Origin of the sequence: Mesorhizobium sp., assembly GCF_017306585.1 — a bacterium.
Taxonomy (GTDB): Bacteria; Pseudomonadota; Alphaproteobacteria; order Rhizobiales; family Rhizobiaceae; genus Mesorhizobium.
In genome coordinates, this window is record NZ_JAFKIC010000138.1 from 1 (window position 1) to 23,323 (window position 23,323).

The window sequence follows — 23,323 nt, forward strand, 5'->3', positions numbered from 1 at the left end:
TGGTGAGTGCGACCTTCATTCTGAACCGCCGCACTCTTACCAGCCGTCACGGAATGGATTCCTTGGGCTGCGGAGCAGCTCCAGGGGTCTGCGCCGCGTCGCTACGCTCCTTGCTCCGCCCTAGAATGACGAAGCCATGGGCCGCGTTCAGTGATCCGTCGGCCGCCTGGCTTCGAACTCGGCCTTCTTGGCTTCCGACGCCTCGGTCTGATGCAGCGCCTGCCAGTCGGCATAGGGCATGCCGTAGACGATCTCGCGCGACTGGTCCTTGGAGAGGTCGACGCCATCGGCATTGGCGGCCTCGCGATACCAGTTCGACAGGCAGTTGCGGCAGAAGCCGGCGAGGTTCATCAGGTCGATGTTCTGGACGTCGCTGCGCTCGCGAAGATGCTCGACCAGCCGGCGGAAGGCGGCGGCCTCGAAGTCACGCTGCTGTTCGTCGCTCAATTCGGTCATAGCAGCCTCTATCACAGCGGCCCGGTGCGCGAGCCGTAGATTTTCACTTCATGTATATCGGCACGGCGGTCGATCGCGTCAACGATCGGCGCCAGGCGGCCGGCCCAGGCGAGAGCCCCCTTCTGGTCCGATATCAGGTCCTGGCGAATCTCGATCAGCGCATGGGCGTAGCCATTGACGATGGCATGCTTGAACATGGTATCGCCGCGCAGTGCGCCGTCATAAGGCTCATTGTCGCCGACGACGAGGCTTCTGTCCGCGGCCAGCATATCGATCAGCGGCCGTGCCACGCGATCATCCCGATCCCACAAGATGCCGACGTGCCAGGGCCGCTGCCTGCCTTGCATGACCGGGGTGAAGGAATGTACCGAAAACAGGAAGGGCGCCTGGCCGGACGCCTGCGCCACCGAGGCGATCATGGCGCCGAGCGCATCATGATAGGGGCGGTAGAAGCGGTCGAGCCGCCTTTCGCGTTCCTCAGGCGCCAGCGGATAGTTTCCCGGGATCATGGTGCCGTCATAAAGCTGGCGGATCAGCGTCGGGTCATCCTCGCCACGGTTGGGGTCGATCAGCAGCCGCGAGAAATTGGCGAGCACCGCCGGTACGCCGAGTTGGGCGGCGAGTTCGCGGGTCACCGCCTCGACACCGATGTCGTAGGCGATGTGGCGATCGAACTCGGCTCGGGGCAGGCCGAGGCTGCCATAGTCCTCGGGCAGGTCGCGGCGGGCATGATCGGCCAGGAGCACGATGCCCCGCTTGCGGTCGCCCTCGACGATGTCGAAGGGCGCGAAAACTGTGGATCGGGTCATCGGCGGAAAATGGTCGTTCGCTGGCTTCCGGGGAGGGTGCTATCGTCATTCCACGAAGACGACGTGTGCGCAATGCCGTTGTTTGGCCAAGGTTTCCCGGGAAATCTGGCAAGGGGCGACGGATCGTGCGCCGGGAGCCTTCTTAAATCGATTGGAATTGGTCAAAACGGCGCGTTGACATGCGCCCGGACTTTTCCGAAAAGGGGCGCAGAGAGATGCTGATGTGGTTCTTGAGGGGTTTTGGGATGGGTTCCGCCGGCGGGCAGCGCACGCGCTTTGCCTTCGCCATGCCGCTCCTGACGCTCGCCGTGGGGCTGTCCGCGATGGTCGCGGCATCGCCAGCGCGGGCCGACTTCCGCGTCTGCAACGCCACGCAGAACCTGGTCGGCGTCGGCATCGGCTACCGCGCCAAGGCCGGCTGGATCACCGAAGGCTGGTGGCACATCGAAGGATCGAGCTGCAAGACGTTGATCGAAGGCCCGCTGTCATCAAGGTTTTACTATCTTTATGCAGAAGACGCCGAGCGTGGCGGACGCTGGGACGGCCCGATCAACATGTGCGTGGCTGAAAAAGAGTTCAAGATCGCAGGCGTGAACGACTGCGTCGCCCGGGGCTTCCAGCGCGCCGGCTTCCAGGAATATGACACGGGCGAGCAGGCAAGCTGGATGGTCCAGCTTACCGACGAGCCCGCAACGGGAGGCGCTCCAGCCGCCCCGGGAACGAACAGTCAATGAGACGCAGCCGCAAGGTCAAGATCCTAGCCACAATCGGTCCGGCCTCCTCCTCCGAGGAGATGCTGAAGAAATTGTTCGAAGCGGGCGCCGATGTGTTCCGCATCAATATGAGCCATACCGATCACGAACTGATGCGCACGCTGGTCGGCCGCATCCGGGCGGTGGAGGAGAAGGTCGGGCGGCCGATCGGCATCCTGGCCGATCTGCAAGGCCCCAAGCTGCGGGTCGGCAAGTTCGCCAACGGCAAGGAAGCGCTGACCGCCGGACAGACTTTCACGCTCGACGACAATCCCGAGCCCGGCAGTTCGACCAGGGTCTATCTGCCGCATCCCGAAATCCTGAGCTCGGTCGAGGCCGGACATCGCCTCTTGATCGACGACGGCAAGCTCGAACTGAAGGCAGTTAAAAGCGACGGCAAGTCGATCGTCTGCACCGTCGTCGCCGGCACCACGATTTCCGACAAGAAGGGCGTCAGCCTGCCCGATACGGACCTGCCGGTCGGTGCGCTGACCGAGAAGGACCGCAAGGATCTCGACGCCGTGCTCGCGGCCAGCGTCGACTGGGTGGCGCTGTCCTTCGTGCAGCGTCCCGAGGATCTTGCCGAGGCGCGCAAGATCGCACGCGGCCGCGCGCTGATCATGGCCAAGATCGAAAAGCCGCAGGCCGTCGCCCGCCTGGCCGAAATCATCGAGCTGTCCGATGCGCTGATGGTCGCCCGTGGCGACCTCGGCGTCGAGATGCCGCTGGAAGCCGTGCCCGGCATCCAGAAGCAGATCACGCGCGCCGCGCGCCGCGCCGGCAAGCCGGTGGTGATCGCAACCCAGATGCTGGAATCGATGATCACCGCGCCGGTGCCCACCCGCGCCGAAGTGTCCGACGTCTCCATCGCCGTCTTCGAGGGCGCCGACGCCATCATGCTGTCGGCGGAATCGGCGGCGGGCGCCTATCCGGTCGAGGCCGTGGCGATGATGAACCGCATCGCCACCAAGGTCGAAACCGATCCGACCTATGCCGGCATCATCAATGCGCAGCGCTCCGAGCCGGAAGCGACGGGTGCCGACGCCATATCGCTGGCCGCGCGCGAGATCGCCGAGACGCTGAAGCTGTCGGCGATCATCACCTATACCGCCTCCGGCACCACGGGCCTGCGCGCCGCGCGCGAACGGCCGCAAGTGCCCATCGTGGCGCTGTCGCCGATCCTCAACACCGCAAGGCGCCTGTCGCTTCTGTGGGGCACGCATTGCGTCGTCTCGCCCGATGCCACCGATCTCGACGACATGGTCAACCGCGCCTGCCGCATCGCTCTGGAAGAAGAGTTCGGCAAGCCGGGCGACCGCGTCATCATCACGGCCGGCGTGCCGCTGAGGACGCCGGGGTCGACCAACATGCTGCGCATCGCTTATGTCGGGTCGGAAGCGGCCGGCCGATAGCCCGCTTCGCCAAGGCGCGCAAATCTCACTGTGGCTGCGATACAACAGCAGCGCGGACAATGATCGCGGCTTGTGTTTTCGACACAGCGTCGCCGCGATCCACCCTACAAGACGTGGCAACGCGGCATTGAAAGCCGCTTCGCCCGCCTTTTCCATCGTTTGAAAGTATACTGAATGTCCTGTTTCGTTTCGCGCCGGTCGCTTTTGACCGGACTGTCGCTCGTTGGGGTTTCGGCGATCTCGGCCTGTGCCCAAATGCCCAGACAGTCGATCAGCCTGGCCGCTCCCCTCAGCCCGACGCCTCCCGAACCGGCGCCGCAACAGCCGCCGGTCGAAGCGGCCGCGCCCGAGCCCACGGCTCCCGCTTCGCCCGACTATCCCAGTATGTATGCCGCCGTCGAGGATGGCGGCCATTCGCTGCCGGCGATTCCGTTCACCAAGGTCGACGGCCGGTTCCTGCGGCAGGTCGTCGATGATCCGACGGGCGAGAAACCCGGCACGATCGTGGTCAATACGACCGACAAATTTCTCTACCTCGTGCTCAAGGACGGCAAGGCGATGCGCTATGGCGTCGGACTGGGGCGCCAGGGCTATTCCTGGAAAGGCCGCGCCATCGTCCAGTGGAAGCGCAAATGGCCGACCTGGACGCCGCCATCGGCGATGATCCGCAGGGATCCGAAGCTGGAGAAGTGGCGCCAGGGCATGCAGCCGGGCGTCACCAATCCGCTGGGATCACGGGCGCTCTACATCTTCAAGGACGGCGTCGACACGCTCTACCGCATCCACGGCTCGCCGGAGTGGAGGTCGATCGGCAAATCCGCGTCGTCCGGCTGCGTACGCATGTTCAACCAGGACGTCATGGACCTCTACGAGCGCGTGCCCGGCAAGACACCGCTGCTGGTCATTTAGGGCAGCGTGCGGCGTGGCCGTGGTTCTGAGACCACGGCCCGGCAGGCATCACCGCTGGCGATTGCGGATGCTTTGGCAGCGGCTTCGACGTGGTTCACGCGCTCAAGGAACCGGCATGCGCGCGGGATGGGGTCGTGCAGATATTGATCCGGCCCCAGCATCTTTCGCCGGTTGAGCTCGGTCGTATCGAGCAGGTCGAAGTCGACCTTCTCGATCGTGCAGTGCCAACCGGCACTGTGGCCGGCCCATCCCTTTTCGTGATGTAGCAGGAGCCGCTCGCGGCCGGAGTAGCCGTGATAGTCGAAGGCAATCAGCCCGTCGGTCACATAGATATGGTTCCCGGCAAAGCCCTCGGCCGGAAGGATCCGCTCCGCATGAAATCCTTCAAGAGGGGCATGCCTGAGGAAGGTGCCAGCGAGAATCGCGCAGGCGCCGTGACCGAAGAAGATGCGATCCGGCAGCGCCCATCGCCTTTCCGGGTTTTTCTTGATGCCATGCTTCAGGATGTACATCTCAGGTCGGCGCGAGCTCCGTCTGGGGCTCCTTGATGTCGGCGCACTTGCCCGCGCCATAGACATCGCCTGATATGCGCGCCTCTACCGTCCTGGCCATCGCCTCCAGGTCGACATCCTTGCCCACGACCTTTTCGATGGCGCCGACGACGAGGTCGGGCGCGATCCAGTCCGGCTTGTGGCCGAGATTGTGCACCCAGACGAGTTCGGCGCCCGGTATGTCGCGTACCAGGCCGACGGAGTGGATCCTGGCATAGACGACCTTGTCGCGGTCGCCTGATATGACCACCGTCGGAGCGGTGATCTCCTTGTAATGAGGCGCGGCGCTGAGCGCATAGTCGTAGAGCCCGGCGACGTCGGTGGCGTTGGCGCGAAAGGCCGACGGCCGCAGCACCAGCGGGATCGACGCGGCGGCGAGATAATTGTCCGGGACCTTGTTGGGCGAGAACACGCATGTGGTGGCATCAGCCATCTGCAATGTTCCGGCCGGATAGGTCAGCGTCTCGGAAAACAGCCGGCCGATCACCGGAATGGTGGTCAGGTCGTAATACCAGGAGGTCGCGCCACCCGGCCAGGGATGGGTCGCCGGCGACAGGAAGACCAGCCCCATCGTCTTGTCGGCATGCTCGCGGCCGAACGCAGCGGTGACCACGCCACCGAAGGAATGACCGACGATGATGGCCTTGCGGATGCCGAGACGGTCCATCAGGGCGGCAATGGTGTTGGCCTGCGCCGAAGGGTTCTCATTGTTGCCCGGCCCGCGTTGCGACCAACCGAATCCCGGCCGGTCGAGGAACAGCATTTCGGCGCGGCCTTCGAGCAATGGCCGTAGCGGCAGCATCTGGTCCTTGAGGTTGGCGCTGGCGCCATGGATGAACACGATCGGCGGCAGATCCGCATTGGCCGATGCGGAAACGTGGAGATAGTGGATGCGTGCGCCGTTGATGTCGGCGAATTCGCCAATGGGCGGATTGCGGCGCTCGATCAGCCATGCGCCGACGCGGGTGACACCGACAAGGGCAAGGATGAGTGCGAGGAGAAAGGCGAACGCGGCGTAGATCAGGTTCATGCGGGATATACGGGGGTGGTGGGGGATAAGTTGTAGGCAGTAGGGCAGTAGGGCAGTAGGGCAGTAGGGCAGTAGGGAGAGCTGTCCAAGACCCTCCACATACTGCCTTACTGCCCTACTGCCTTATTCCCTTATCTAAATTCCTTCGCCGGCAAGCTCTTCCGAGAGCGTTGCGACCTGGTCCTGGGCGCTGCGCATCATGGGATAGATGGCCAGCACCTTCTGCCAGGCTTCCAGCGCCGACTGCTTGTGGCCGGTCAGCGCCATGATCTGGGCCAGGCCCGACAGGGCGCCGAAATGACGGGGTTCGAGCTGCAGCGTGCGGTCGATGTCGGCCATCGACTTACCGTAGTTCTTCATCATGAAATGCACGGTGGCGCGCCGGTTCCAGCCCTCGGCATAGGCCGGCTGCAAGGTCACCACCTGGTCGAGGAAGTCGAGCGCGACGTCGAATTTCTGATTGTCCATGGCTTTCTGCGACCACAACATCATCAGGTCGATCGAGGCGCTGCCGGACTGGAACCATTCGTTCCAGATGTTGCCGGCGATGCGCTCCGCCGCCTTTTCGTTGCGCTCGCGCTTGAGGTCGCCGAACAGCTTGTCGAGCCGCGCCTGTTTCGTCATCGGTGCGGCCGGCGTATCCGGAACCGCGGGCTGCGCATCGGAGGGTGCCGGCTGGGCATCCGGGGTTGTCGGCGTGATCGCCTGGTCATCCGCCCGCGCGGGCAAGGAGATGACGCCGAAAACGAGGAAAGCCGCCGAAAATGCAAAAAGAATCCGCATCGCCCGAGTCTATCCCCGGGCGGCGGAACATCAAAGTGATTTTAGTGTGAGGGTGCCGGGCAAAAAGCCCGCGGCAGCATCAAATGGCGGGCCACAAGGGCCGGCCGAAAGCTCAGCCCTGACGTGCCTTGTAGCGCGGGGCGGTCTTGTTGATGATGTAGATGCGGCCCTTGCGGCGAACCAGACGGTTGTCGCGGTGACGCGCCTTCAGCGCCTTGAGCGAATTCTTGATCTTCATGGTCTTGCCGGTCGATGTGGACCCGGTCCCGGGTCGAAATTTTAAGGCGCGCCAGAAGACGCGCCTTTTGAACGGTGGTTGGCTCATAAACGAGGAGCCTTGTCCGTGTCAACCGCAAGCATGCCCGGCATGCTCATATCATCAAATATCCACCATGCCGGCTTCGCGGCATTGCATGGTCCCGGGCGGGCTGGGATGATGCCGTGGATATCAGATGATTTGGGGGGTGACCATGCGCCGAATTTTCCTGTCCGCCTGCCTGGTGCTGTTGGCGGGAACCTCGATCCTGCGCGCGCAGGAATGCGACCGGTCCGACGACAGCCAGCAGATGATGAACATCTGCGCCAACGAGGATTACCAGGCGGCCGACGCCAAGCTCAACACGGCCTATCAGGACCTCATCGGCTCGGAAGACGCCAACGGCAAGAAACTCCTGCAAACGGCCCAACGGGCCTGGATCGCCTTCCGCGACGCCGACTGCGCGCATACGACGGCATCGAGCGCCGGAGGTTCGATCCACTCGATGGTGGTTTCGCAATGCTTGACCAAGCTGACAAACGACCGCATCAAACAGCTCGCCGCCTCGGCCAATTGCGAGGAGGGCGATGTCAGTTGCGCAAGCTCCGACGAAGACGACGCCCAGTAGGCTGTCCGCACCGGGATTAACTGCCGGCAGGCAGTCTTACTGACGGCGGCTGATCCGCGTGAAATGGCCCATCTTGCGGCCGGGCCGCGCCTGCGCCTTGCCGTAGAGATGCAGCATCAAGTCGGGCTCGGCGAGCAGGGCCGGAACGCGCAGGACATCGTCGCCGATCAGGTTTTCCATCACGCAGTCGGAATGGCGCCCGGGGCTTCCGAGCGGCAGGCCGGCGACGGCGCGGATGTGCTGCTCGAACTGGGATACGACGCAGGCGGCCTCGGTCCAGTGCCCGGAATTGTGCACACGCGGGGCGATCTCGTTGGCGAGCAGCGAGCCGTCCGCCAGCGCGAAGAATTCGACGCCGATGACGCCGACATAGTCGAGCGCCGACAGGATTTTCGTGGCCGCGGACCGCGCCGCCTCGGCTGTCGGTGGCGCGACCGCCGCCGGCAAGGTCGATGTGTGCAGGATGCCGTCGCGGTGGACGTTCTCGGCAGGGTCGTAGGCGGCGACGCTGCCATCCAGACCGCGCGCCGCGATCACCGAAATCTCGCGCTCGAACGGCACGAAGCTTTCCAGGATCAGCGGCACATTGCCCATCGCCTCGCAGGTGCCGGCGAAACCGCCTGTCGCCATGTTGCGGAAGACGCGCTGGCCCTTGCCGTCATAGCCCATGCGCCGCGTCTTCAGGATGCCGCTGCCGCCGAACGCTCTCAGCGCCACGGTCAGTTCGTCGTCCGTGTCGACCGGACGAAAATCGGCGGTGGCGATGCCGATGCCGTTAAGGAATGTCTTTTCGCTCACCCGGTCCTGCGCCACGTCGAGCGCGTGCGCCGGCGGGTAGACCGGCACGCTGGCGGCAAGTGCTGCGGCGGCGGCAACGGGAACGTTCTCGAATTCGTAGGTGACGACGGCACTCGCCGCCGCGAGTTCGGCAATAGCCGCCGGATTGTCGTAGGCGGCCATTATCTGACGGTTGGCGACCTGTGCGGCCGGGCAATCCGCCTGAGGTTCGAGGACTATGGTGCGGTAGCCGAGGCGGGCGGCTGCCATCGCCAGCATGCGGCCGAGCTGGCCGCCGCCGATGATGCCGATGGTCGATCCGGCGGGCAGGCTCACGGCGTATCCGTCGGCTCTGCCGCGACCTTGGCGGTCTGCGAGGCGCGCCAGGCATCGAGCCGCTGGGCAAGCTTGTCGTCGTTGAGCGCCAGCACGGCGGCGGCCAGCAACGCCGCGTTGGCCGCGCCGGCCTTGCCGATGGCCAGTGTGCCCACAGGGATGCCGGCCGGCATCTGGACGATCGAGAGCAGCGAATCCTGGCCCGAGAGCGCCTTCGATTCCACCGGCACTCCGAACACCGGCAGAGGCGTCATCGCCGCCGTCATGCCGGGCAGATGCGCAGCCCCGCCGGCGCCGGCGATGATCACCTTGTAGCCGGCCGATTTGGCGCCTTTGGCGAATTCATAGAGCCGGTCGGGCGTGCGATGCGCCGAGATGATCAGCCGTCTGTGGGGAACGCCGAGCGCTTCCAGCGTTTCGGCCGCCTGGCGCATCGTCGCCCAGTCGGATTGGCTGCCCATGATGATGGCGACGTCGGCGCGTTGATCGTTCAAGCTGTTGCTCCCCGGCGACAAAGGCGGCCCTTAGCGGAATTCGCGCGGGGCCGCAAGGATCGTGGTCGCCGACGGGGCTCGACGGCCTCGAATTGGCTCACACCGCCGCCTTGCGGAAGCGGGCGACGAAGTCGTCGAGTTCGGGGCGCTCCATGTCGGAGATCGCCCAGTAGGAGAAGGCGCCGTCGCTCCAGTGCACCATCGAGAAGCCGCCCGACGAAAGATCGTCCGGCTGGGTGACCTTGCCGCCCTGCTGCGGCTCGGCGACCAGCGTTATCAGGTGCTCGCGGTGACGGTAGACCAGAGCCGGCACCGGACGGTCCGATATCACCTCGACCCGGCCGCCGATCAGTGCGTAGCCGTCCTGCGCGAGATCAGGCGCCGGCGGTGAAACGCCGATGCGGGCGTCGAGCCAAGGTTTCACCGTGTGGCGGTCGGACGAGACGATGTCGATCGGGCTCGCGGCGAGCAGGCTGCGGCGATGGCCGCTGGCGACCGCGGCGGCAAAGCCGTCATCGACGCCACTCTGCATCACCCATTGCGTCGCCCCGCTGGCCAGCACCGCGCTGATCATGATCGACGCGGCCATGGCGCGCCAATCGAACGAGCCGAAGCGGCGCGCCCTTGGCGATGTCCGCGTCTGGGAGGGGCGTGTCCCGGCTTCCCGTCTCTGGCCGGCGCCCGCGCCTGCGATCAATCCCGGTAGCGCCGACGGTGCGCCCCGCTGTGGTTCCGCAGGCTGCGCCTGCTGTTCGCCGCCTGCCATGCCGATCGCGGCGATGCGGGCCAGAAAGGCATCACTGACATCGGGTCGCGGCAGCCGGGCGACCGCGCCCCGCAGAGCAAGGATACGGGCGTGTTCGGCGGCAAGGCGGGGGTCGGCGGCGATGCGGCGCTCCACGGCCAGGGCGGCGGCCGCGTCAAGTTCGCCATCGACAAGGGCGTGGATCATCAGTGCGATACCTTCGGGATCATTGGGCAGTCCGTCGTCATGGCCGGTCATGGCGCTCTCCCCAGTTCAGACGCCAGCAGGCCGCGCGCACGGGCAAGTCTGGACATCACCGTGCCCATCGGCACGTCGAGCATGGCCGCTATCTCGCGATAGGCGAGGCCGTTTATGTCGCGCAGCACCAGCGTTTCTCGAAACGGTTCCGGCAGCGCCGCGATCGCTGCTTCGAGTGCCGCCGTATCAGCCTTCGCGATCAGGCTTGCCTCCGGCCCGTCCTCGTCCGGCAGGCTGGTGCCATGGGCGGCCGCCATGTCGTCGAGATCGCCGAGGTCGCCCACGGCCATCATGGCGCGCGGCCGGTTGCGCGACATCCAGGTATAGGAGGTGTTGCGCACGATGGTCAGCAGCCACGCGCGTGGGTTACCCCCAGCATAGCCTGATATGCCGGCATGCGCCTTGATGCAGGCATCCTGCACCACATCCTCGGCATCGGCGGCATTGCCCGTCAGCCAGCGGGCAAGCGCCAGCGCGTCGCCGAGATGCGGCAGCACAACCTGGTTGAAGCGTTCCGCCAGGGCCCTCTCGCTCAAAGCAGCACCATGGTCCGATACTCCGGAAGGGATTGGCCGTACCACCTCAAGACGAGACGGCGCCCTTGCCTTGTTTCCGAGGACAAGGTTCCCGGAAACGGGCAAGGCCGGCTGCCCTGTTGAAAGTGAAGTCATCCGCGCCACCAGTGTCAAGCATCACCGACGAGGAGAACATGCCGACCAAGCCCGTCGGCGCCTGGCGGCGGCCGATGCCGCGACCTGTTGTGCCGTGCTTGCAATGACGAGGCATACAAATCTCCTCAACGCCAGCAATGGCGTATGGCGAGAAGACTTAGGTGGAAGGCGCTTTATTCCCGTCGTGCGCAAATAAGGCAGATCACAGTCTCGTGATCGGCCCCTGCCGGGTATGGCGAGGCTGATTGCGCGTGCTCAATCCGGCCAGCGCAATGCGCGGGAAGAATCGTTGCGCGCGCCTTTCATGGCATCCGAGGGCCGGTCCTTCGCGGTCAATATGGCCCGCAACTGTCCGGCGACGATCTCGGCCTCGCCGGGGTGAAGGTTGCAGGGGTCGAGGAAGAAATGGCCGCGCTCGACTTCGTGGTTGCGCACGATTACGGGTGGCAAGCCCGCGGCCAGCGCCGAGGCCAGGCCCGCGGCGGTGAAGCGGCTTTGCGGCCGCACGAACACCTGAAGCCGGTCGAGCGGGTTGGCGGTCGGGTCCGGAATGATCTCGGCCGATATGCCCGGTATGCCTTGCAGCGCATCCTTCCAGAGATTGAGGGCCGCCGCCTCGCGCCGCCGGATGCCGGCATGGTCGCGCTTCTCCCAGGCTTCGAGTGCCGCCATGGTGCCGGCGATGCTTTCCTTGCCAACCTTCATGGCGCGGGCGACGCCACGGTTCTGCAGATAGGCGGCCCTAACCAGATCCTTGCGGCCGGTGACGATGCCGCTGGTCGGCCCGCTCAGGAATTTGTGGCCGCTGTAGATGACGACGTCGGCGCCGCGCGCGAGAAACCCGCGCAGATCGTATTCGGAGGCGGCGTCGACGATGACAGGCACGCTCTTGGCGTGGCAGATCTCGCAGAACTCCTCCAGCGACAGCATGCCGTGCTGCACAGTGTGATGGGACACGACAAAGAGGCCCGCCGCCGTGCGTTCGTTGATCGCCTCGCGCAGGTGATAATCCTGCGTCGCGCCGACCGTGCCCAGAGGCACGACCTTGGCGCCCGCGAGGCGAACCGACTGGTCGATCGGCGCCCCATAATCGACGATGTGGCCAAGCTGGATGATCACCTCCGACTTGAGGCCGCTCGTCTCGTCGGGCAGGCGCTCGATGGCAAGCAGGCTGGTTCCCGTCATCGCGCCGGCGATGGCCATGGTGATGCCCGAGGCGCAACAAGCGGTGATGAAACCTGCCTCGCCGCCTGTGAGGCGAGCGACGACGGTGCTCGCGGCGCGCTGCAGATCATCCATCTCCACCCATTGCGAGGCCATCTCGGCCATGGCGCTGATCGCCTCGGGCACGATGATAGACGCGCCCAGCGCGGTCATGGTGCCGGAGACATTGATGATCGGCCGCAGGCCCAGACGTTCGCGAATGGTCGTGTTGGAGCCGGTGGAGGAAGTGGTTTTCATGTGGGCGGATACCGTGGGTGGCAAGTCAGGCGGCGATCTCGACGACCGCTTCGTGCCTCGTGGTTCCCATCGACACGACGCAGGAGCGGACCGCTGAACTCATCGGGCTGCTGCGCGACCTCGCCGCAAGGCTTTCGATCGCCGGCTAGGCAGTGCACTAAGCGATGATGTCGGGAATGATCTTGTCTTCCAGCTTCATCAGCCGGTCCTTCAGCGCCAGCTTCTTCTTCTTCATGCGCTGGATCTGCAGCGGGTCGCAATTCATGGCGATCATTGCGTTGATCGCCGCGTCGAAATCGGTGTGTTCCTGCTTCAGCCGGGAAAATTCGAGGCGAATATCGGCCTGTTCCTGATCGGACATTCTGTACCGTCTGCACGTCTGCGGCGCCCAAAGCTGGGCCTGATTGGGCGGGGGCGGCACTTTCTGCCACCGGTGCGCAGCCCATATCACATTTCACATTGCCGTGGAATGCTACCACGCAGCATTCGACATCGCGGTCGGAAGGTGGCAAAGTGTCATGGTGCCGTCACAGAAACGACCTGCGGTGGACGTGCCTTGACGGCTGCAATCGAGGAAAACCATGAAAGGGAGAACCAATCATGTCTCTTGCATCCCATCTTGATGAGTTGCAGCGGAAACACGGCGACATCGAACGCGAAATCGATGACGCGATGAACCACCCGTCGGTGGACGACCTCGAAATCGTGAATCTCAAGCGACGCAAGCTGGCTCTCAAGGATGCGATTGAAAAACTGAAGGCGCAACCGACCTCGCATTGATGCCTGACTGACATAACCGCTGAACACACGCGGTCTTCCCTGCCGGCGGTACGGTGCCGCCGGTGTAGTGGGTTTTCATTTTCAGAGCTTGCCATAAGCGGCAGCTAATATCCTTTCAAACCCTGCTTTGGCCGCTGTGGCGCGTCTTCAAGCGCCGCAGCAGCCATCAATTGGCGTCAGTGGCGACCTGTCGCCATTGACAAGCCATCTTTGCTCCTCCACCTCATGCCCGGACTTCAGCGCATCGGCACGGGACGTTCCTCACGCGTTCCGTGGATGCACGCGCTTCAAAGACAAAGGCTGCCGGCATGACCGGATATTTTTCCTTTCCCTTCCCGCGCCGCACCTCGGTCGGCGTCGATGTCGGCGGCGTGGTCGTCGGCGGCGGCGCGCCCGTGGTCGTGCAGTCGATGACCAACACCGACACGGCCGATGTCGACCAGACGGTCGCGCAGGTCGCCGCACTGCACCGCGCCGGCTCCGAGATCGTGCGCATCACGGTCGACCGCGACGAGAGCGCGGCCGCCGTGCCGCGTATTCATGAGCGCTTGCTGCGGCTCGGCATCAACGTGCCGCTCGTCGGCGATTTCCACTATATCGGTCACAAGCTTCTGGCCGATCATCCGGCCTGCGCCGAAGCGCTGGCCAAATACCGCATCAATCCGGGCAATGTCGGCTTCAAGGACAAGAAGGACCGGCAGTTCACCGATATCGTCGAAATGGCGATCAAACACGACAAGCCGGTCCGCATCGGCGTCAACTGGGGGTCGCTCGACCAGGAGCTTTTGACCCGGCTGATGGACGACAACCAGAATAAGGGTTTCCCGCTGACGGCGCAGGAAGTGACGCGCGAGGCGATCGTCCAGTCTGCGATCCTGTCGGCCGAGATGGCCGAGGAGATCGGGCTCGGCCGCGAAAAGATCATCCTGTCGGCCAAGGTCAGCGGCGTGCAGGACCTTATCGCCGTCTACACCGAACTTGCCACCCGCTCCGATCACGCGTTGCATCTGGGCCTCACCGAGGCCGGCATGGGCTCTAAAGGCATCGTCGCATCGTCGGCGGCCATGGGCATCCTTCTGCAGCAGGGGATCGGCGACACCATCCGCATCTCGCTGACGCCCGAGCCCAATGGCGACCGCACGCGCGAGGTGCAGGTGTCGCAGGAACTGCTGCAGACCATGGGCTTCCGGCAATTCGTGCCGATCGTCGCGGCCTGCCCCGGCTGCGGCCGCACGACCTCCACCGTATTCCAGGAACTCGCCCAGAACATCCAGTCCGACCTCAGGAAGAACATGCCGGTGTGGCGCGAGAAATATCCCGGCGTGGAAAATCTCAAGGTCGCGGTGATGGGCTGCATCGTCAACGGTCCCGGCGAATCCAAGCACGCCGACATCGGCATTTCGCTGCCTGGCACTGGCGAGACACCGTCCGCACCGGTCTTCGTCGACGGCAAGAAGGCTGCGACGCTGCGGGGGCCGTCGATCGCGGCGGATTTCGAGAAGATGGTCGCCGACTATATCGATCAGCGTTTCGGTCGCGGCGGCAAGGCCGCGGCAGAGTAGGGACAATGCAGCGTTTGCTCCTGGCGACGCTGATCCTGTTGTGCGGACTGGGCTGGTCGACATTCGCCCAGGCCGATCCGCCGCAATCGGCCAAGCAGAGGCTGATCGACAAGGTCTGCAACCTGATCCAGGCCCATGCGGATCTCAACGGACTGCCCAGGGATTTCTTCGCCCGGCTGATCTGGAAGGAGAGCCGTTTCGATCCCAACGCCGTCAGTCCCGTCGGCGCCGAGGGCATCGCCCAGTTCATGCCCGGCACCGCCAAGATGCGGGGACTCGAAAATTCCTTCGACATCAACCAGGCGATCCCGGCATCGGCGAAGTATCTGGCCGAGATGAAGGCGAGCTATGGCAATCTCGGCCTGGCGGCGGCGGCCTACAATGCCGGCGAAAACCGGGTGTCGCGCTGGCTGGGCTCCGGCGGCTTCCTGCCGATGGAGACCGAGAGCTATGTCTTCGACGTGATGGGCGAGCCGGTCGATAAGTTCACCGACCGCACCTATGCCGGAAAGGTCGAGCCGCTCGACGCCAAGCTCGACTTCGCGGTCGCCTGCCGCAAGCTGCCTGTCATCATGTCGCAGACCGTGGCGATGGCCTCGATCAATGTGAAGCCATGGGGCATCCAGGTAGCCGGCAATTTCCGCCGCAGCGCCGCGATCAGCCAGTGGCTGAGGGTGAGGAGCCGGTTTCCGGCCTTGCTAGCCAGCCATGATCCGGTGGTGAGCCGGGTGCGCACGCCGATCGGCCGGCGCGGCATCTACGCGGTCAGGATCGGTGTCGACGACCGTGCCGCCGCCAATGTCATCTGCCAGAAACTGCAAAGTGTCGGCGGGGCGTGCGTGGTGGTGCGCAACCGGTAAGGTGCCCGGATCGTGCCAGGGAGGGGGCATTCCAAAGTGACAGCAACCATCATTCTGCTCAATGGCGCCGGCAGCGCCGGCAAAAGCTCGATCGCCAGGGCGCTGCAGGGTATAGCAGCCGAACCGTTCCTGCATGTCCAAATGGACAGTTTTCTCGAGATGCTGCCCGATGCCCTGCAGGACCATGCCGATGGGTTCTCCTATGAAACCATGGAGCAGGATGGCCGACCTTCGGTGGTGATCCGGGCCGGCCCGGTGGGCGAGAGGGCTCTGCGCGGCATGCGCCACGCCGTTGCCGCCATGGCAGGACAAGGCAACAATCTCATCGTCGACGACGTGCTCTGCCATGGTGAAATGCCTGAATATGTCGAACTGCTTTCGGCCTTCGACTTCTATCTGGTCGGCGTCATGGCGCCTCTGGAGGTACTTGAGGCACGAGAGGTGCTGCGGGCCGACAGGTTGCCGGGGCTGGCGCGCTGGCAGTTCGAGCGCGTGCATAGGGGAATACGCTACGATCTCGAAGTCGACACGAGTATCCATACGCCACTGGAATGCGCCTATCGCATCCGCGGGGAATTTCGACTATAGGCGGCTGGAACCGGTGGGGCTGGCCTGCCTTCTACAGCGACGGGGGCAGCCATGTTCGACGCATATATCATCTGCGGCACGCCAAGGACCGGAAGCACCTTGCTGTGCAATCTCCTGGCGTCGACGAAAAGGACCGGCAATCCACATTCATTCTACCGGCGGCAGGACATTCTGGAATGGGCCGAAGACTGGGGCCTGCCCCCGCGCGATACGATGAGGGAGCTCGAATTCGATACCGCCTATCTCAACGCCGCGATCGCGGCGGGCAAGGGCGGTACCGATATTCTCGGCCTGCGCCTGATGCGGGAAAACCTGGGTGAGCTCTCGGCCATCCTCGACGGGATTTTCCCCGGGCTGCCGTCCGACAAAGCGCGTTTCGAAAGGGCCTTCGGCCGCGTCCTCTACCTGCATTTGTCGCGCGAGGACAAGCTGGCGCAGGCCGTCTCCCTGGTGAAGGCGGAGCAGACCGGCCTCTGGCATGTCGCTCCCGACGGAACCGAGATCGAGAGAGTGGCGCCGCCGGCGGAGCCGCAATACGACTTCCAGCGCATCAGCGGCGAGGTCGCCGAACTCGAAGCCTATGACGCGACCTGGAATGTATGGTTCGCGCAGCAGCAGATAACGCCGCTGCGGCTCGGCTATGAACGCCTTTCAGCTGATCCGGCCGCGACGCTGGTTGCCATCTGCGAGGCACTGGGCGTGCGGCCACCTGATATCGCGGATGTGAAGCCGGGCGTGGCGAAACTCGCCGACGCGACGAGCCTCGACTGGATGCGCCGCTATCGTCTGGATGCGGCCAACTGAGGCATGGCCGGGTACGCCGGGAAAGACCCTTTGCCATCGACAGGATCGATTGTGCTTGTCACGCATGGCAAACATTTGGGCTATAAGCGGCGGCATGAACGATCCAATCTACAATGATGCCGATTTCGTCCAGTTCTACGACATCGAGAACCAGGATGGCCGCGACGATTTTGACTGGTGCATCCGTCTTGCCCGACAGGGTGGCTCCATCCTCGACCTTGGTTGTGGCACCGGCCAGTTGGCCACCGAATTGGCGGAACGGTGCAGTGTTACCGGCGTCGATCCCGCATCGGCGATGCTCGACGTAGCGCGGCGCAGGATCGGCGGTGACAAGGTTGACTGGGTTCTGGCCGACGCGCGAACGGCTCGACTCGGGCGACGGTTCGATCTGGTCCTGCTGACCGGTCACGTGTTCCAGGTTTTTCTGACGGCCGAGGATCAGCGTGCGGTGTTGCGCACCATCGCGCAACACCTCGCCCCGGGCGGGCGCTTTATCTTCGACACGCGAAATCCCGCCGCGAAAGCGTGGCTGGAATGGACGCCGCAACGCTCAGAACGGATGGTGGAGCACCCCAGCCTTGGTACCGTCAGAGCTTGGTATGATGCCGACTATGATGCCGCCACCGGGGTGGCGACCTACTCGACCTCTTATGAAATTCCCGGCGGCAGACCGGTTCTGAGCGCTGAATCGAAAATCGCGTTTCCGAAAAAGGATGATCTTGCCGGAATGCTGGATGAGAATGGCCTGCTGGTGGAGCAATGGCTCGGCGACTGGCAGGGCGAACCCTATACGGCCGCCTCCGCCGAAATCATCCCGATCGGTCGGCTACGCTGATCCGGCAGCCCGCCCCGACGCATCTCAGGCCGTCTTGGCCACCACCGTTTCGCTGAGCCAGGTGCCGATCTTGGCGCCGAGGCGGTCGGGCGAGACGGGCTTGGGCAGATAGTCATCCATTCCCGCCTCGATGCATTTGTCGCGATCGCCCTTCAGCGCATGCGCGGTAACGCCGATGATCGGGATGTGCTGGCCCGACGAGGATTCGATCGCGCGGATGGCGCGGGTTGCCTCGTAGCCGTTCATCTCGGGCATCGAGACATCCATCAGGATGAGCCTGGGGTGCAGCGACCTGTACATCTCGACCGCGGTGCGGCCATTGCCGGCGATGCGATAGCTCAGGCCGAGCCCGTTGAGGATCTGGCCGAACACCAGCTGGTTCACGTCATTGTCCTCGGCGATGAGGATGTCGATCGGTCCGTTCGTGATGGTGGCGGATTCCGGCATCGCCGCGACCGGCAGGACGGGACCGCGGATGACGGTGAAGGCGGGCGGTGCAGCCGGGGCCGGTGAGGGTGCCGGTTCGCGCACGAACTGCGCCTTGCCGACCTGCGAGCGCGCCTTCTGGATGACCGAGATGACCGTGCCGAGCAGCACCGCCGACCGCGCCGGTTTGGTCAGGTGTGCCGATATGCCGAAGTCGATGATCATCTTGCCGAAATCGACCTGGTCGACCGAGGTCAGGAGGACGACCGGAATGGCGGACAACCGGCTGTCGGCGGCGATGGCGCGGGCGACATCGGCGCCGTTCATGCCCGGCATCTGGTAATCCAGGATGATGCAATCGACGGACGCGCCAAGCTGGAAGGCGCGATCGAGGAAGGCCAGCCCCACGGCGCCGCTTTCGGCGGCGGCGCAATCGAAGCTCCAGCTCCGGAGCTGCTCCAGCAGGATCTCGCGGTTGACCGGATTGTCGTCGATCACCAGCACGCGCGCGCCGGTGACGTCGACCGGCACGATCTCGTCGCGCGCCTGGGCGTTGTGCACCGGCAAGGGTACCGCGAACCAGAAGACGGAACCTCGGCCGATCTCGCTCTCGACGCCGATCTTGCCGGCCATCAAATCGACGAGGCGGGCGGAGATGGCGAGGCCGAGGCCGGTACCTTCGTGACGGCGGGTCGAGGAGCCGTCGACCTGCGCGAATTTCTCGAACACGTTCTGCAATTTCTCGGCCGGGATGCCGATGCCGGTGTCCTCGACACGCAGCTTGAGCTGGACGACGTCGTTGACGATTTCGCCGCCGACATCGATCAGCACATGGCCTTTCTCGGTGAACTTCACGGCGTTGCCGACCAGGTTGGTGACGATCTGGCGGAAGCGGCCGGCATCGCCGACGACATAGGCCGGCAGGCGCGGATCGACGCGCACGATCAGCTCGAGGTTCTTCTCGGCAACGCGCGCCGAGACCAGCGTCGCCACGTCCTCGACCGCCTCGGAGAGACGGAACGGGGCAGGGTCGAGCGTCAGCTGTCCGGCATTGATCTTGGAGAAGTCGAGAATGTCGTTGATGATGGTCAGCAGCGCATTGCCCGATTTCACGATGACGTCGGTGAAGGTCTTCTGACGCGGCGTCAACTCGGTCTTGGCCAGCAGCTCGGCCATGCCGAGCACGCCGTTCATCGGGGTACGGATCTCGTGGCTCATATTGGCCAGGAATTCCGATTTGGCGCGGTCGGCGGCCTCGGCCTTGAACAGGGATTCGGCCGATTCGGCAAAGGCGCGGCGGATCGCCTTTTCCATCGGCCTGAAAATCCAGAAGGCAACGACGGCCAGGACGGCGAACAGCAGGCCGCTCGCCCAGAACAACAGCCGGTCGCTGGCGATGTCGGCCAGATGACGTTCCTCGTCCATGGCGGTGCGCACGCGCACCAGCATCGGCTGGACGAACAGGTCGTTCTGGTTGCGGATTTCGCGCGGGCTCCATTCATCGGTCTTCTGCGCCACCGACATCAGGTTGAAGTTGCGCACCATGTCGCGCGGCGACCAGAACAGATCGCCATTGACGGAAGACGCCGAGAGCTCGTTGAGGGTCTTGGCCGACAGGCGCGGCCGGATCTCGGCGAGCTGGGCGGTCAGGACTTCGATCTCGTGGGTCAGGCGTTCGGAATGGTCGCGCGCCGAAGCGGTCAGAGAATCACGCGTCTCGTTGCGCCAGGCGGAGCTGGTTGTCTCGGCGAAGCTGGTGGCGTTGCGCAGGTCGCGGGTGAAGACGACGAGGTTGCTGCTCAGTGCGTCGATCTCATGACGCAAGGAATTGACGCGGTTGAGCGCGACCATGATGGCGGCCGAAGCCAGCGCGAAAACCAACAATCCTGAAAGATAACGAATCCGGACGGACCGGATGAAGGAAGAATATTCCGGCATGCGCAACCCCAAACACATACGCAGTATTTTAATGATCGGGATTACGCTTCATTTACATTAAGATTTCGTTCGCGCGCACCTATGGAGCGCCCGTTGACCGGGAAAGGCCCCGGATTCTGCCGACGATGCTTTTGACGATCTCATCGAGCGGTGCGTCGATCGTCACCGCGATGGCGTTCTCGTCAGGCCCCGGGGCCTCCAGCGTCGCGAACTGGCTGTCGAGCAGGCCTGTCGGCATGAAGTGGCCCGTGCGCTCGCGCATGCGCCGGGAAATCAGTTCGCGCGAGCCGTTGAGGTAGATGAACAGAACCGGCGCAGCCGCACTTTCAGTGATGAAATCGCGATAGGTTCGTTTCAGCGCCGAGCAGCCCACCAGGATCGTCGGACTGCCCGGTCGGAGCGTCTCGCCGACCTTTGCCAGCCATGGCCAGCGGTCCTCGTCCGACAGCGGAATGCCGGCGCTCATCTTGGCGATGTTTGCCGGCGGGTGAAGCTGGTCGCCATCGACATAGGTGGCGCCGATCGCACGGGCGAGCGCCTCGCCGATCGTGGTCTTGCCTGATCCGGCAACGCCCATGATGACCATGCGGCGCGGCGGATCAGATGGATGCGGTGATGCCGCCGTCGACATAGAGGATGTGTCCGTTGACGAAGGAGGAGGCGTCTGAGGCGAGGAAGACGCAGGCCCCGGTAAGTTCCTCGACCCTTCCCCAGCGGCCTGCCGGCGTGCGTTTTTCAAGCCACGCGCTGAAGGCCGGATCGGCGACAAGCGCGGCATTGAGCGGCGTGTCGAAATAGCCCGGAGCGATCGCGTTGCATTGCAGGCCGTGTCTGGCCCAGTCGGTCGCCATGCCCTTGGTGAGGTTGCCGACCGCGCCCTTCGTCGCCGTGTAGGGAGCGATGCCGGGGCGGGCGAGCGCGGTCTGCACGGAGGCGATGTTGATGATCTTGCCGCGACCCCGCCTGATCATGTGGCGCGCGACGGCCTGGCCGACATGGAAGACGCTGGCGATGTTGGTCTGCAGCAAGCGCTCGAAGGCGTCGGCGGGAAACTCGTCGAGCGGCGTGCGGAACTGCATGCCGGCATTGTTGACCAGAATGTCGATCGCTCCATGAGACAGCTCGAAGCCATCGATCGCGGAGCGTACCGCCTCGTGGTCGGTCGCATCGAAGGGGAGCATTTGCGCGCCGGGAATCCGTGCCGCCGCCTCGCTGAGCTTGGCCGCGTCACGCCCATTGAGGACCACTTTGGCGCCGGCTTGCGCCAGGCCTGTGGCGAGAGCGAACCCGATGCCTTGCGAGGAGCCGGTCACGAGCGCCCGGCGCCCGGTCAGATCGAACAGATTGGACGACATCGACCCTGGTCCCCTGTTTGCCTCTCGCCATGGCCGCCGGAACCGGGAGCCAGCCGTCAGTTGTTGCGCGTCGCGACGAAGGTGGCGGCTCGCTTCAGAAGCTCCGACCTCGCGCCATAGAGTTCGAGTAGCGCATGTGCCTGGACGACGAGACCGTTAAGCTGATTGCGCGCCCAATTCGCGCCGTGCAGCGCCACCAGCGTTCCCTTGCCGGCGGCGGCGTCCTTGCCGGTCGCCTTACCCATCTGCTTGGCGTCCGCCGTGAGGTCAAGCAGGTCGTCGGCAAGCTGGAACGCAAGGCCGATCGCGGAGCCGAATTCGGCCAGCCGCTCGCGGTCTTCGGCCGGCGCGCCGGCGATGATGGCGCCCGCTTCGCAGGCGAAGCGGATCAATGCGCCGGTCTTCATTGCCTGAAGCCTGATGATGTCAGCCTCGCCCGGCGGGATGCGCTCGGCTTCAAGGTCGAGCATCTGGCCGCCGACCATGCCGCCGGCACCGGCGGCGCGGGCCAGCGCAACCACAAGGGCCGCGCGCCGCTCGGCCGGCAACGCGGTTGCCTCGCCGGCAATGATATCGAAGGCCAGCGTCAACAAAGCGTCGCCGGCCAGGATGGCGGTCGCGTCGTCAAAGGCCTTGTGCACGGTCGGCTGGCCGCGGCGCAGGTCGTCATCGTCCATGGCCGGCAGGTCGTCATGGATCAGCGAATAGCAGTGCACGCATTCAAGGGCGGCCGCGACGCGCAGCGCCGCCTCGCCATCGGCGGAAAACAGGGCGGCACTTTCCATGACCAGGAAGGGACGCAGGCGCTTGCCGCCGTTCAGCACGCCATGGCGCATCGCCGCCATAAGGCGATCCGGCCGGGCGATCTCGCCTGAGAGCGGGCGATCGTCGAGCAGCCGCCGCAGTTGCACCTCGACGGCGGCTGCCCGCCGGATGAGTGCCATTTCGAACGTCATTTCATCGTCATTCGCCATGGCGGGGAGCGGTAGCCGACACTCAGACGTTGCGCAAGAAGGCAAGCGCCATTATGCCGGAGCAAGGAGAAGCACGGGTTGGGCGGCTTGGCGGAACCGATCGTCGATCATGAGACCGAAAAGCTGGACATGGCGACAGGATCGCGGGGCGTGAGCCGCCGCGGTCTCAGGCGCTGGGTCCGGCGCGGCATCGTCGTGGCTGTCGTGCTGGCGCTCATCCCCGCCGTGCTGACCTTTCTTTACCTGCCATCCTTCGTGCATCCGGTGTCGACGCTGATGCTGAAGGATCTCGCGACCTTCTCCGGCTACGACCGGCGCTGGGTGTCGATCGACGATGTCGCGCCGGTGCTGGCTCATTCCGTCATCATGTCGGAGGACGGGCAGTTCTGCTTCCATCGCGGCGTCGATCTCGGCGAACTCAAGGGCGTGGTGGACGATGCGCTGGCCGGCGAGGCGACGCGCGGCGCCTCGACCATCACAATGCAGACGGTGAAGAACCTTTTCCTGTGGTCGCGGCCGCTGGGCACGGTGCGCAAGGTCGTCGAACTGCCGCTGGCCGTCTATTTCGACGCGGTGATGTCGAAACGGCGCATCATGGAAATCTATCTCAACATCGCCGAATGGGGGCCGGGCATCTACGGCATCGAGGCCGCCGCGCAGCATCATTTCGGCATTTCGGCAAAACAGCTGAACAGACGGCAGGCAGCACTTCTCGCCGTGACGCTGCCCAATCCCATCGCCCGCAATCCGGCAAAACCCGGGCCGGGCCTGCGAAGGCTTGCCAATCTGATCGAGCGGCGAGCGGGTCGGTCGGGCGCCTATGTCGGCTGTCTCGACTAGCCGGCATAAAAAAATTCGCCGTAGTGCTGGCCA

28 protein-coding genes are annotated in these 23,323 nt (G+C 64.5%); 12 read left to right on the forward strand and 16 right to left on the reverse strand.

Features of this window, described 5'->3' with window-relative positions; genetic code table 11:
* Window positions 1-147: 147 nt before the first annotated feature.
* Both J0I79_RS14130 and J0I79_RS14135 read right to left on the reverse strand, forming a co-directional pair.
* Complete coding sequence (locus J0I79_RS14130) at window positions 148-456, reverse strand: DUF1244 domain-containing protein (protein WP_292859370.1); 309 nt, start codon at window positions 454-456, stop codon at window positions 148-150.
* An 11-nt stretch (window positions 457-467) separates the two neighbouring features.
* Window positions 468-1,265 carry an N-formylglutamate amidohydrolase gene (locus J0I79_RS14135; protein ID WP_292859373.1) on the reverse strand — a complete coding sequence of 266 codons (798 nt, stop codon included), beginning with the start codon at window positions 1,263-1,265 and terminating at the stop codon, window positions 468-470.
* 245 nt (window positions 1,266-1,510) lie between these two features.
* Between J0I79_RS14135 and J0I79_RS14140 the strand changes: the two genes are divergently transcribed.
* The 3 genes from J0I79_RS14140 to J0I79_RS14150 all read left to right on the forward strand — a co-directional run bounded on the left by J0I79_RS14140 (window position 1,511) and on the right by J0I79_RS14150 (window position 4,338).
* A complete protein-coding gene (locus J0I79_RS14140) occupies window positions 1,511-1,999 on the forward strand; it encodes a DUF1036 domain-containing protein (RefSeq protein WP_292859527.1) in 489 nt (162 codons plus the stop codon).
* Window positions 1,996-3,429, forward strand: a complete 1,434-nt coding sequence (gene pyk, locus J0I79_RS14145; RefSeq protein WP_292859376.1) for a pyruvate kinase — start codon at window positions 1,996-1,998, stop codon at window positions 3,427-3,429. Before J0I79_RS14140 ends, pyk begins: the two co-directional genes overlap by 4 nt.
* A 174-nt stretch (window positions 3,430-3,603) precedes the next feature.
* Entirely contained in the window at window positions 3,604-4,338 is a 735-nt protein-coding gene (locus J0I79_RS14150; RefSeq protein WP_292859379.1) for a L,D-transpeptidase, read from the forward strand.
* On the opposite strand, the gene J0I79_RS14155 is transcribed toward J0I79_RS14150, so the two are convergent.
* The 4 genes from J0I79_RS14155 to ykgO form a co-directional block, all read right to left on the reverse strand.
* Window positions 4,335-4,850: a hypothetical protein gene (locus J0I79_RS14155; RefSeq protein ID WP_292859382.1), complete on the reverse strand. Its 516-nt coding sequence runs from the start codon at window positions 4,848-4,850 to the stop codon at window positions 4,335-4,337. The genes J0I79_RS14150 and J0I79_RS14155 overlap by 4 nt on opposite strands.
* 1 nt (window position 4,851) lies before the next feature.
* On the reverse strand, window positions 4,852-5,919 hold the full coding sequence (locus J0I79_RS14160; protein ID WP_292859385.1) for an alpha/beta hydrolase: 1,068 nt from the start codon (window positions 5,917-5,919) through the stop codon (window positions 4,852-4,854).
* A 135-nt stretch (window positions 5,920-6,054) separates the two neighbouring features.
* Entirely contained in the window at window positions 6,055-6,702 is a 648-nt protein-coding gene (locus J0I79_RS14165; protein ID WP_292859388.1) for a hypothetical protein, read from the reverse strand.
* A 112-nt stretch (window positions 6,703-6,814) separates the two neighbouring features.
* The gene (gene ykgO / locus J0I79_RS14170) at window positions 6,815-6,940 is read right to left on the reverse strand and encodes a type B 50S ribosomal protein L36 (protein ID WP_040974291.1); all 126 of its coding nucleotides are present in this window, start codon (window positions 6,938-6,940) and stop codon (window positions 6,815-6,817) included.
* 232 nt (window positions 6,941-7,172) lie between these two features.
* Between ykgO and J0I79_RS14175 the strand changes: the two genes are divergently transcribed.
* A complete protein-coding gene (locus J0I79_RS14175) occupies window positions 7,173-7,586 on the forward strand; it encodes a lysozyme inhibitor LprI family protein (protein WP_292859391.1) in 414 nt (137 codons plus the stop codon).
* A 36-nt stretch (window positions 7,587-7,622) separates the two neighbouring features.
* Here the strand turns inward: J0I79_RS14175 and J0I79_RS14180 are convergent, their stop codons facing one another.
* From J0I79_RS14180 to J0I79_RS14200, 5 genes are all read right to left on the reverse strand, one after another.
* Complete coding sequence (locus J0I79_RS14180) at window positions 7,623-8,699, reverse strand: 5-(carboxyamino)imidazole ribonucleotide synthase (RefSeq protein WP_292859394.1); 1,077 nt, start codon at window positions 8,697-8,699, stop codon at window positions 7,623-7,625.
* A complete protein-coding gene (gene purE, locus J0I79_RS14185) occupies window positions 8,696-9,193 on the reverse strand; it encodes a 5-(carboxyamino)imidazole ribonucleotide mutase (protein ID WP_292859397.1) in 498 nt (165 codons plus the stop codon). Before purE ends, J0I79_RS14180 begins: the two co-directional genes overlap by 4 nt.
* Window positions 9,194-9,290: 97 nt before the next feature.
* Window positions 9,291-10,196, reverse strand: coding sequence for an anti-sigma factor (locus tag J0I79_RS14190; protein WP_292859400.1), 906 nt, complete (start codon window positions 10,194-10,196; stop codon window positions 9,291-9,293).
* Window positions 10,193-10,732 carry a sigma-70 family RNA polymerase sigma factor gene (locus J0I79_RS14195; protein WP_292859403.1) on the reverse strand — a complete coding sequence of 180 codons (540 nt, stop codon included), beginning with the start codon at window positions 10,730-10,732 and terminating at the stop codon, window positions 10,193-10,195. The genes J0I79_RS14190 and J0I79_RS14195 overlap by 4 nt, the downstream gene beginning before the upstream one ends.
* Before the next feature lie 390 nt (window positions 10,733-11,122).
* Window positions 11,123-12,328, reverse strand: a complete 1,206-nt coding sequence (locus tag J0I79_RS14200) for an aminotransferase class V-fold PLP-dependent enzyme (protein WP_292859406.1) — start codon at window positions 12,326-12,328, stop codon at window positions 11,123-11,125.
* A 17-nt stretch (window positions 12,329-12,345) separates the two neighbouring features.
* On the opposite strand from J0I79_RS14200, the gene J0I79_RS14205 reads away from it, so the two are divergent.
* Entirely contained in the window at window positions 12,346-12,477 is a 132-nt protein-coding gene (locus J0I79_RS14205) for a hypothetical protein (protein WP_292859408.1), read from the forward strand.
* A gap of 8 nt (window positions 12,478-12,485) precedes the next feature.
* On the opposite strand, the gene J0I79_RS14210 is transcribed toward J0I79_RS14205, so the two are convergent.
* Entirely contained in the window at window positions 12,486-12,689 is a 204-nt protein-coding gene (locus J0I79_RS14210) for a YdcH family protein (RefSeq protein WP_292859411.1), read from the reverse strand.
* A 239-nt stretch (window positions 12,690-12,928) separates the two neighbouring features.
* Here J0I79_RS14210 and J0I79_RS14215 point away from each other — a divergent pair, with 239 nt between their 5' ends.
* The 6 genes from J0I79_RS14215 (at window position 12,929) to J0I79_RS14240 (ending at window position 17,757) form a co-directional block, all read left to right on the forward strand.
* Window positions 12,929-13,108: a YdcH family protein gene (locus J0I79_RS14215; protein WP_292859414.1), complete on the forward strand. Its 180-nt coding sequence runs from the start codon at window positions 12,929-12,931 to the stop codon at window positions 13,106-13,108.
* A gap of 308 nt (window positions 13,109-13,416) precedes the next feature.
* Window positions 13,417-14,670, forward strand: coding sequence for a flavodoxin-dependent (E)-4-hydroxy-3-methylbut-2-enyl-diphosphate synthase (gene ispG, locus J0I79_RS14220; protein WP_292859417.1), 1,254 nt, complete (start codon window positions 13,417-13,419; stop codon window positions 14,668-14,670).
* Between the two features lie 5 nt (window positions 14,671-14,675).
* On the forward strand, window positions 14,676-15,530 hold the full coding sequence (locus J0I79_RS14225) for a lytic transglycosylase domain-containing protein (RefSeq protein ID WP_292859420.1): 855 nt from the start codon (window positions 14,676-14,678) through the stop codon (window positions 15,528-15,530).
* A gap of 36 nt (window positions 15,531-15,566) precedes the next feature.
* Window positions 15,567-16,118 (forward strand): chloramphenicol phosphotransferase, encoded by a 552-nt coding sequence (locus J0I79_RS14230; protein WP_292859423.1) that lies wholly within the window; start codon window positions 15,567-15,569, stop codon window positions 16,116-16,118.
* A gap of 51 nt (window positions 16,119-16,169) precedes the next feature.
* The gene (locus tag J0I79_RS14235) at window positions 16,170-16,922 is read left to right on the forward strand and encodes a Stf0 family sulfotransferase (protein WP_292859426.1); all 753 of its coding nucleotides are present in this window, start codon (window positions 16,170-16,172) and stop codon (window positions 16,920-16,922) included.
* Between the two features lie 94 nt (window positions 16,923-17,016).
* Entirely contained in the window at window positions 17,017-17,757 is a 741-nt protein-coding gene (locus tag J0I79_RS14240) for a class I SAM-dependent methyltransferase (RefSeq protein ID WP_292859429.1), read from the forward strand.
* 24 nt (window positions 17,758-17,781) lie between these two features.
* Here J0I79_RS14240 and J0I79_RS14245 read toward each other — a convergent pair whose 3' ends face one another.
* From J0I79_RS14245 to J0I79_RS14260, 4 genes are all read right to left on the reverse strand, one after another.
* Complete coding sequence (locus J0I79_RS14245; protein ID WP_292859432.1) at window positions 17,782-20,121, reverse strand: response regulator; 2,340 nt, start codon at window positions 20,119-20,121, stop codon at window positions 17,782-17,784.
* 79 nt (window positions 20,122-20,200) lie between these two features.
* On the reverse strand, window positions 20,201-20,752 hold the full coding sequence (locus J0I79_RS14250; RefSeq protein ID WP_292859435.1) for a gluconokinase: 552 nt from the start codon (window positions 20,750-20,752) through the stop codon (window positions 20,201-20,203).
* On the reverse strand, window positions 20,721-21,476 hold the full coding sequence (locus tag J0I79_RS14255; RefSeq protein ID WP_292859438.1) for an SDR family oxidoreductase: 756 nt from the start codon (window positions 21,474-21,476) through the stop codon (window positions 20,721-20,723). The genes J0I79_RS14250 and J0I79_RS14255 overlap by 32 nt, the downstream gene beginning before the upstream one ends.
* Before the next feature lie 56 nt (window positions 21,477-21,532).
* Window positions 21,533-22,432 carry a polyprenyl synthetase family protein gene (locus J0I79_RS14260; RefSeq protein ID WP_292859441.1) on the reverse strand — a complete coding sequence of 300 codons (900 nt, stop codon included), beginning with the start codon at window positions 22,430-22,432 and terminating at the stop codon, window positions 21,533-21,535.
* A 96-nt stretch (window positions 22,433-22,528) separates the two neighbouring features.
* On the opposite strand from J0I79_RS14260, the gene J0I79_RS14265 reads away from it, so the two are divergent.
* On the forward strand, window positions 22,529-23,290 hold the full coding sequence (locus J0I79_RS14265) for a transglycosylase domain-containing protein (protein WP_292859444.1): 762 nt from the start codon (window positions 22,529-22,531) through the stop codon (window positions 23,288-23,290).
* Window positions 23,291-23,323: the final 33 nt, after the last annotated feature.

What these genes read in the sequence shown, in the direction of transcription:
- J0I79_RS14190 (WP_292859400.1), bottom strand. Translation starts at nt 10,196, where the DNA reads ATGACCGGCCATGACGACGGACTGCCCAATGATCCCGAAGGTATCGCA.
- J0I79_RS14200 (WP_292859406.1), bottom strand. Translation starts at nt 12,328, where the DNA reads ATGAAAACCACTTCCTCCACCGGCTCCAACACGACCATTCGCGAACGT.
- J0I79_RS14240 (WP_292859429.1), top strand. Translation starts at nt 17,017, where the DNA reads ATGAACGATCCAATCTACAATGATGCCGATTTCGTCCAGTTCTACGAC.
- J0I79_RS14255 (WP_292859438.1), bottom strand. Translation starts at nt 21,476, where the DNA reads ATGTCGTCCAATCTGTTCGATCTGACCGGGCGCCGGGCGCTCGTGACC.
- J0I79_RS14225 (WP_292859420.1), top strand. Translation starts at nt 14,676, where the DNA reads ATGCAGCGTTTGCTCCTGGCGACGCTGATCCTGTTGTGCGGACTGGGC.
- ispG (WP_292859417.1), top strand. Translation starts at nt 13,417, where the DNA reads ATGACCGGATATTTTTCCTTTCCCTTCCCGCGCCGCACCTCGGTCGGC.
- J0I79_RS14155 (WP_292859382.1), bottom strand. Translation starts at nt 4,850, where the DNA reads ATGTACATCCTGAAGCATGGCATCAAGAAAAACCCGGAAAGGCGATGG.
- J0I79_RS14165 (WP_292859388.1), bottom strand. Translation starts at nt 6,702, where the DNA reads ATGCGGATTCTTTTTGCATTTTCGGCGGCTTTCCTCGTTTTCGGCGTC.
- J0I79_RS14135 (WP_292859373.1), bottom strand. Translation starts at nt 1,265, where the DNA reads ATGACCCGATCCACAGTTTTCGCGCCCTTCGACATCGTCGAGGGCGAC.
- J0I79_RS14140 (WP_292859527.1), top strand. Translation starts at nt 1,511, where the DNA reads ATGGGTTCCGCCGGCGGGCAGCGCACGCGCTTTGCCTTCGCCATGCCG.
- J0I79_RS14160 (WP_292859385.1), bottom strand. Translation starts at nt 5,919, where the DNA reads ATGAACCTGATCTACGCCGCGTTCGCCTTTCTCCTCGCACTCATCCTT.
- J0I79_RS14150 (WP_292859379.1), top strand. Translation starts at nt 3,604, where the DNA reads ATGTCCTGTTTCGTTTCGCGCCGGTCGCTTTTGACCGGACTGTCGCTC.
- J0I79_RS14245 (WP_292859432.1), bottom strand. Translation starts at nt 20,121, where the DNA reads ATGCCGGAATATTCTTCCTTCATCCGGTCCGTCCGGATTCGTTATCTT.
- J0I79_RS14210 (WP_292859411.1), bottom strand. Translation starts at nt 12,689, where the DNA reads ATGTCCGATCAGGAACAGGCCGATATTCGCCTCGAATTTTCCCGGCTG.
- J0I79_RS14260 (WP_292859441.1), bottom strand. Translation starts at nt 22,432, where the DNA reads ATGACGTTCGAAATGGCACTCATCCGGCGGGCAGCCGCCGTCGAGGTG.
- pyk (WP_292859376.1), top strand. Translation starts at nt 1,996, where the DNA reads ATGAGACGCAGCCGCAAGGTCAAGATCCTAGCCACAATCGGTCCGGCC.
- J0I79_RS14250 (WP_292859435.1), bottom strand. Translation starts at nt 20,752, where the DNA reads ATGTCGACGGCGGCATCACCGCATCCATCTGATCCGCCGCGCCGCATG.
- J0I79_RS14215 (WP_292859414.1), top strand. Translation starts at nt 12,929, where the DNA reads ATGTCTCTTGCATCCCATCTTGATGAGTTGCAGCGGAAACACGGCGAC.
- ykgO (WP_040974291.1), bottom strand. Translation starts at nt 6,940, where the DNA reads ATGAAGATCAAGAATTCGCTCAAGGCGCTGAAGGCGCGTCACCGCGAC.
- J0I79_RS14130 (WP_292859370.1), bottom strand. Translation starts at nt 456, where the DNA reads ATGACCGAATTGAGCGACGAACAGCAGCGTGACTTCGAGGCCGCCGCC.
- J0I79_RS14175 (WP_292859391.1), top strand. Translation starts at nt 7,173, where the DNA reads ATGCGCCGAATTTTCCTGTCCGCCTGCCTGGTGCTGTTGGCGGGAACC.
- J0I79_RS14235 (WP_292859426.1), top strand. Translation starts at nt 16,170, where the DNA reads ATGTTCGACGCATATATCATCTGCGGCACGCCAAGGACCGGAAGCACC.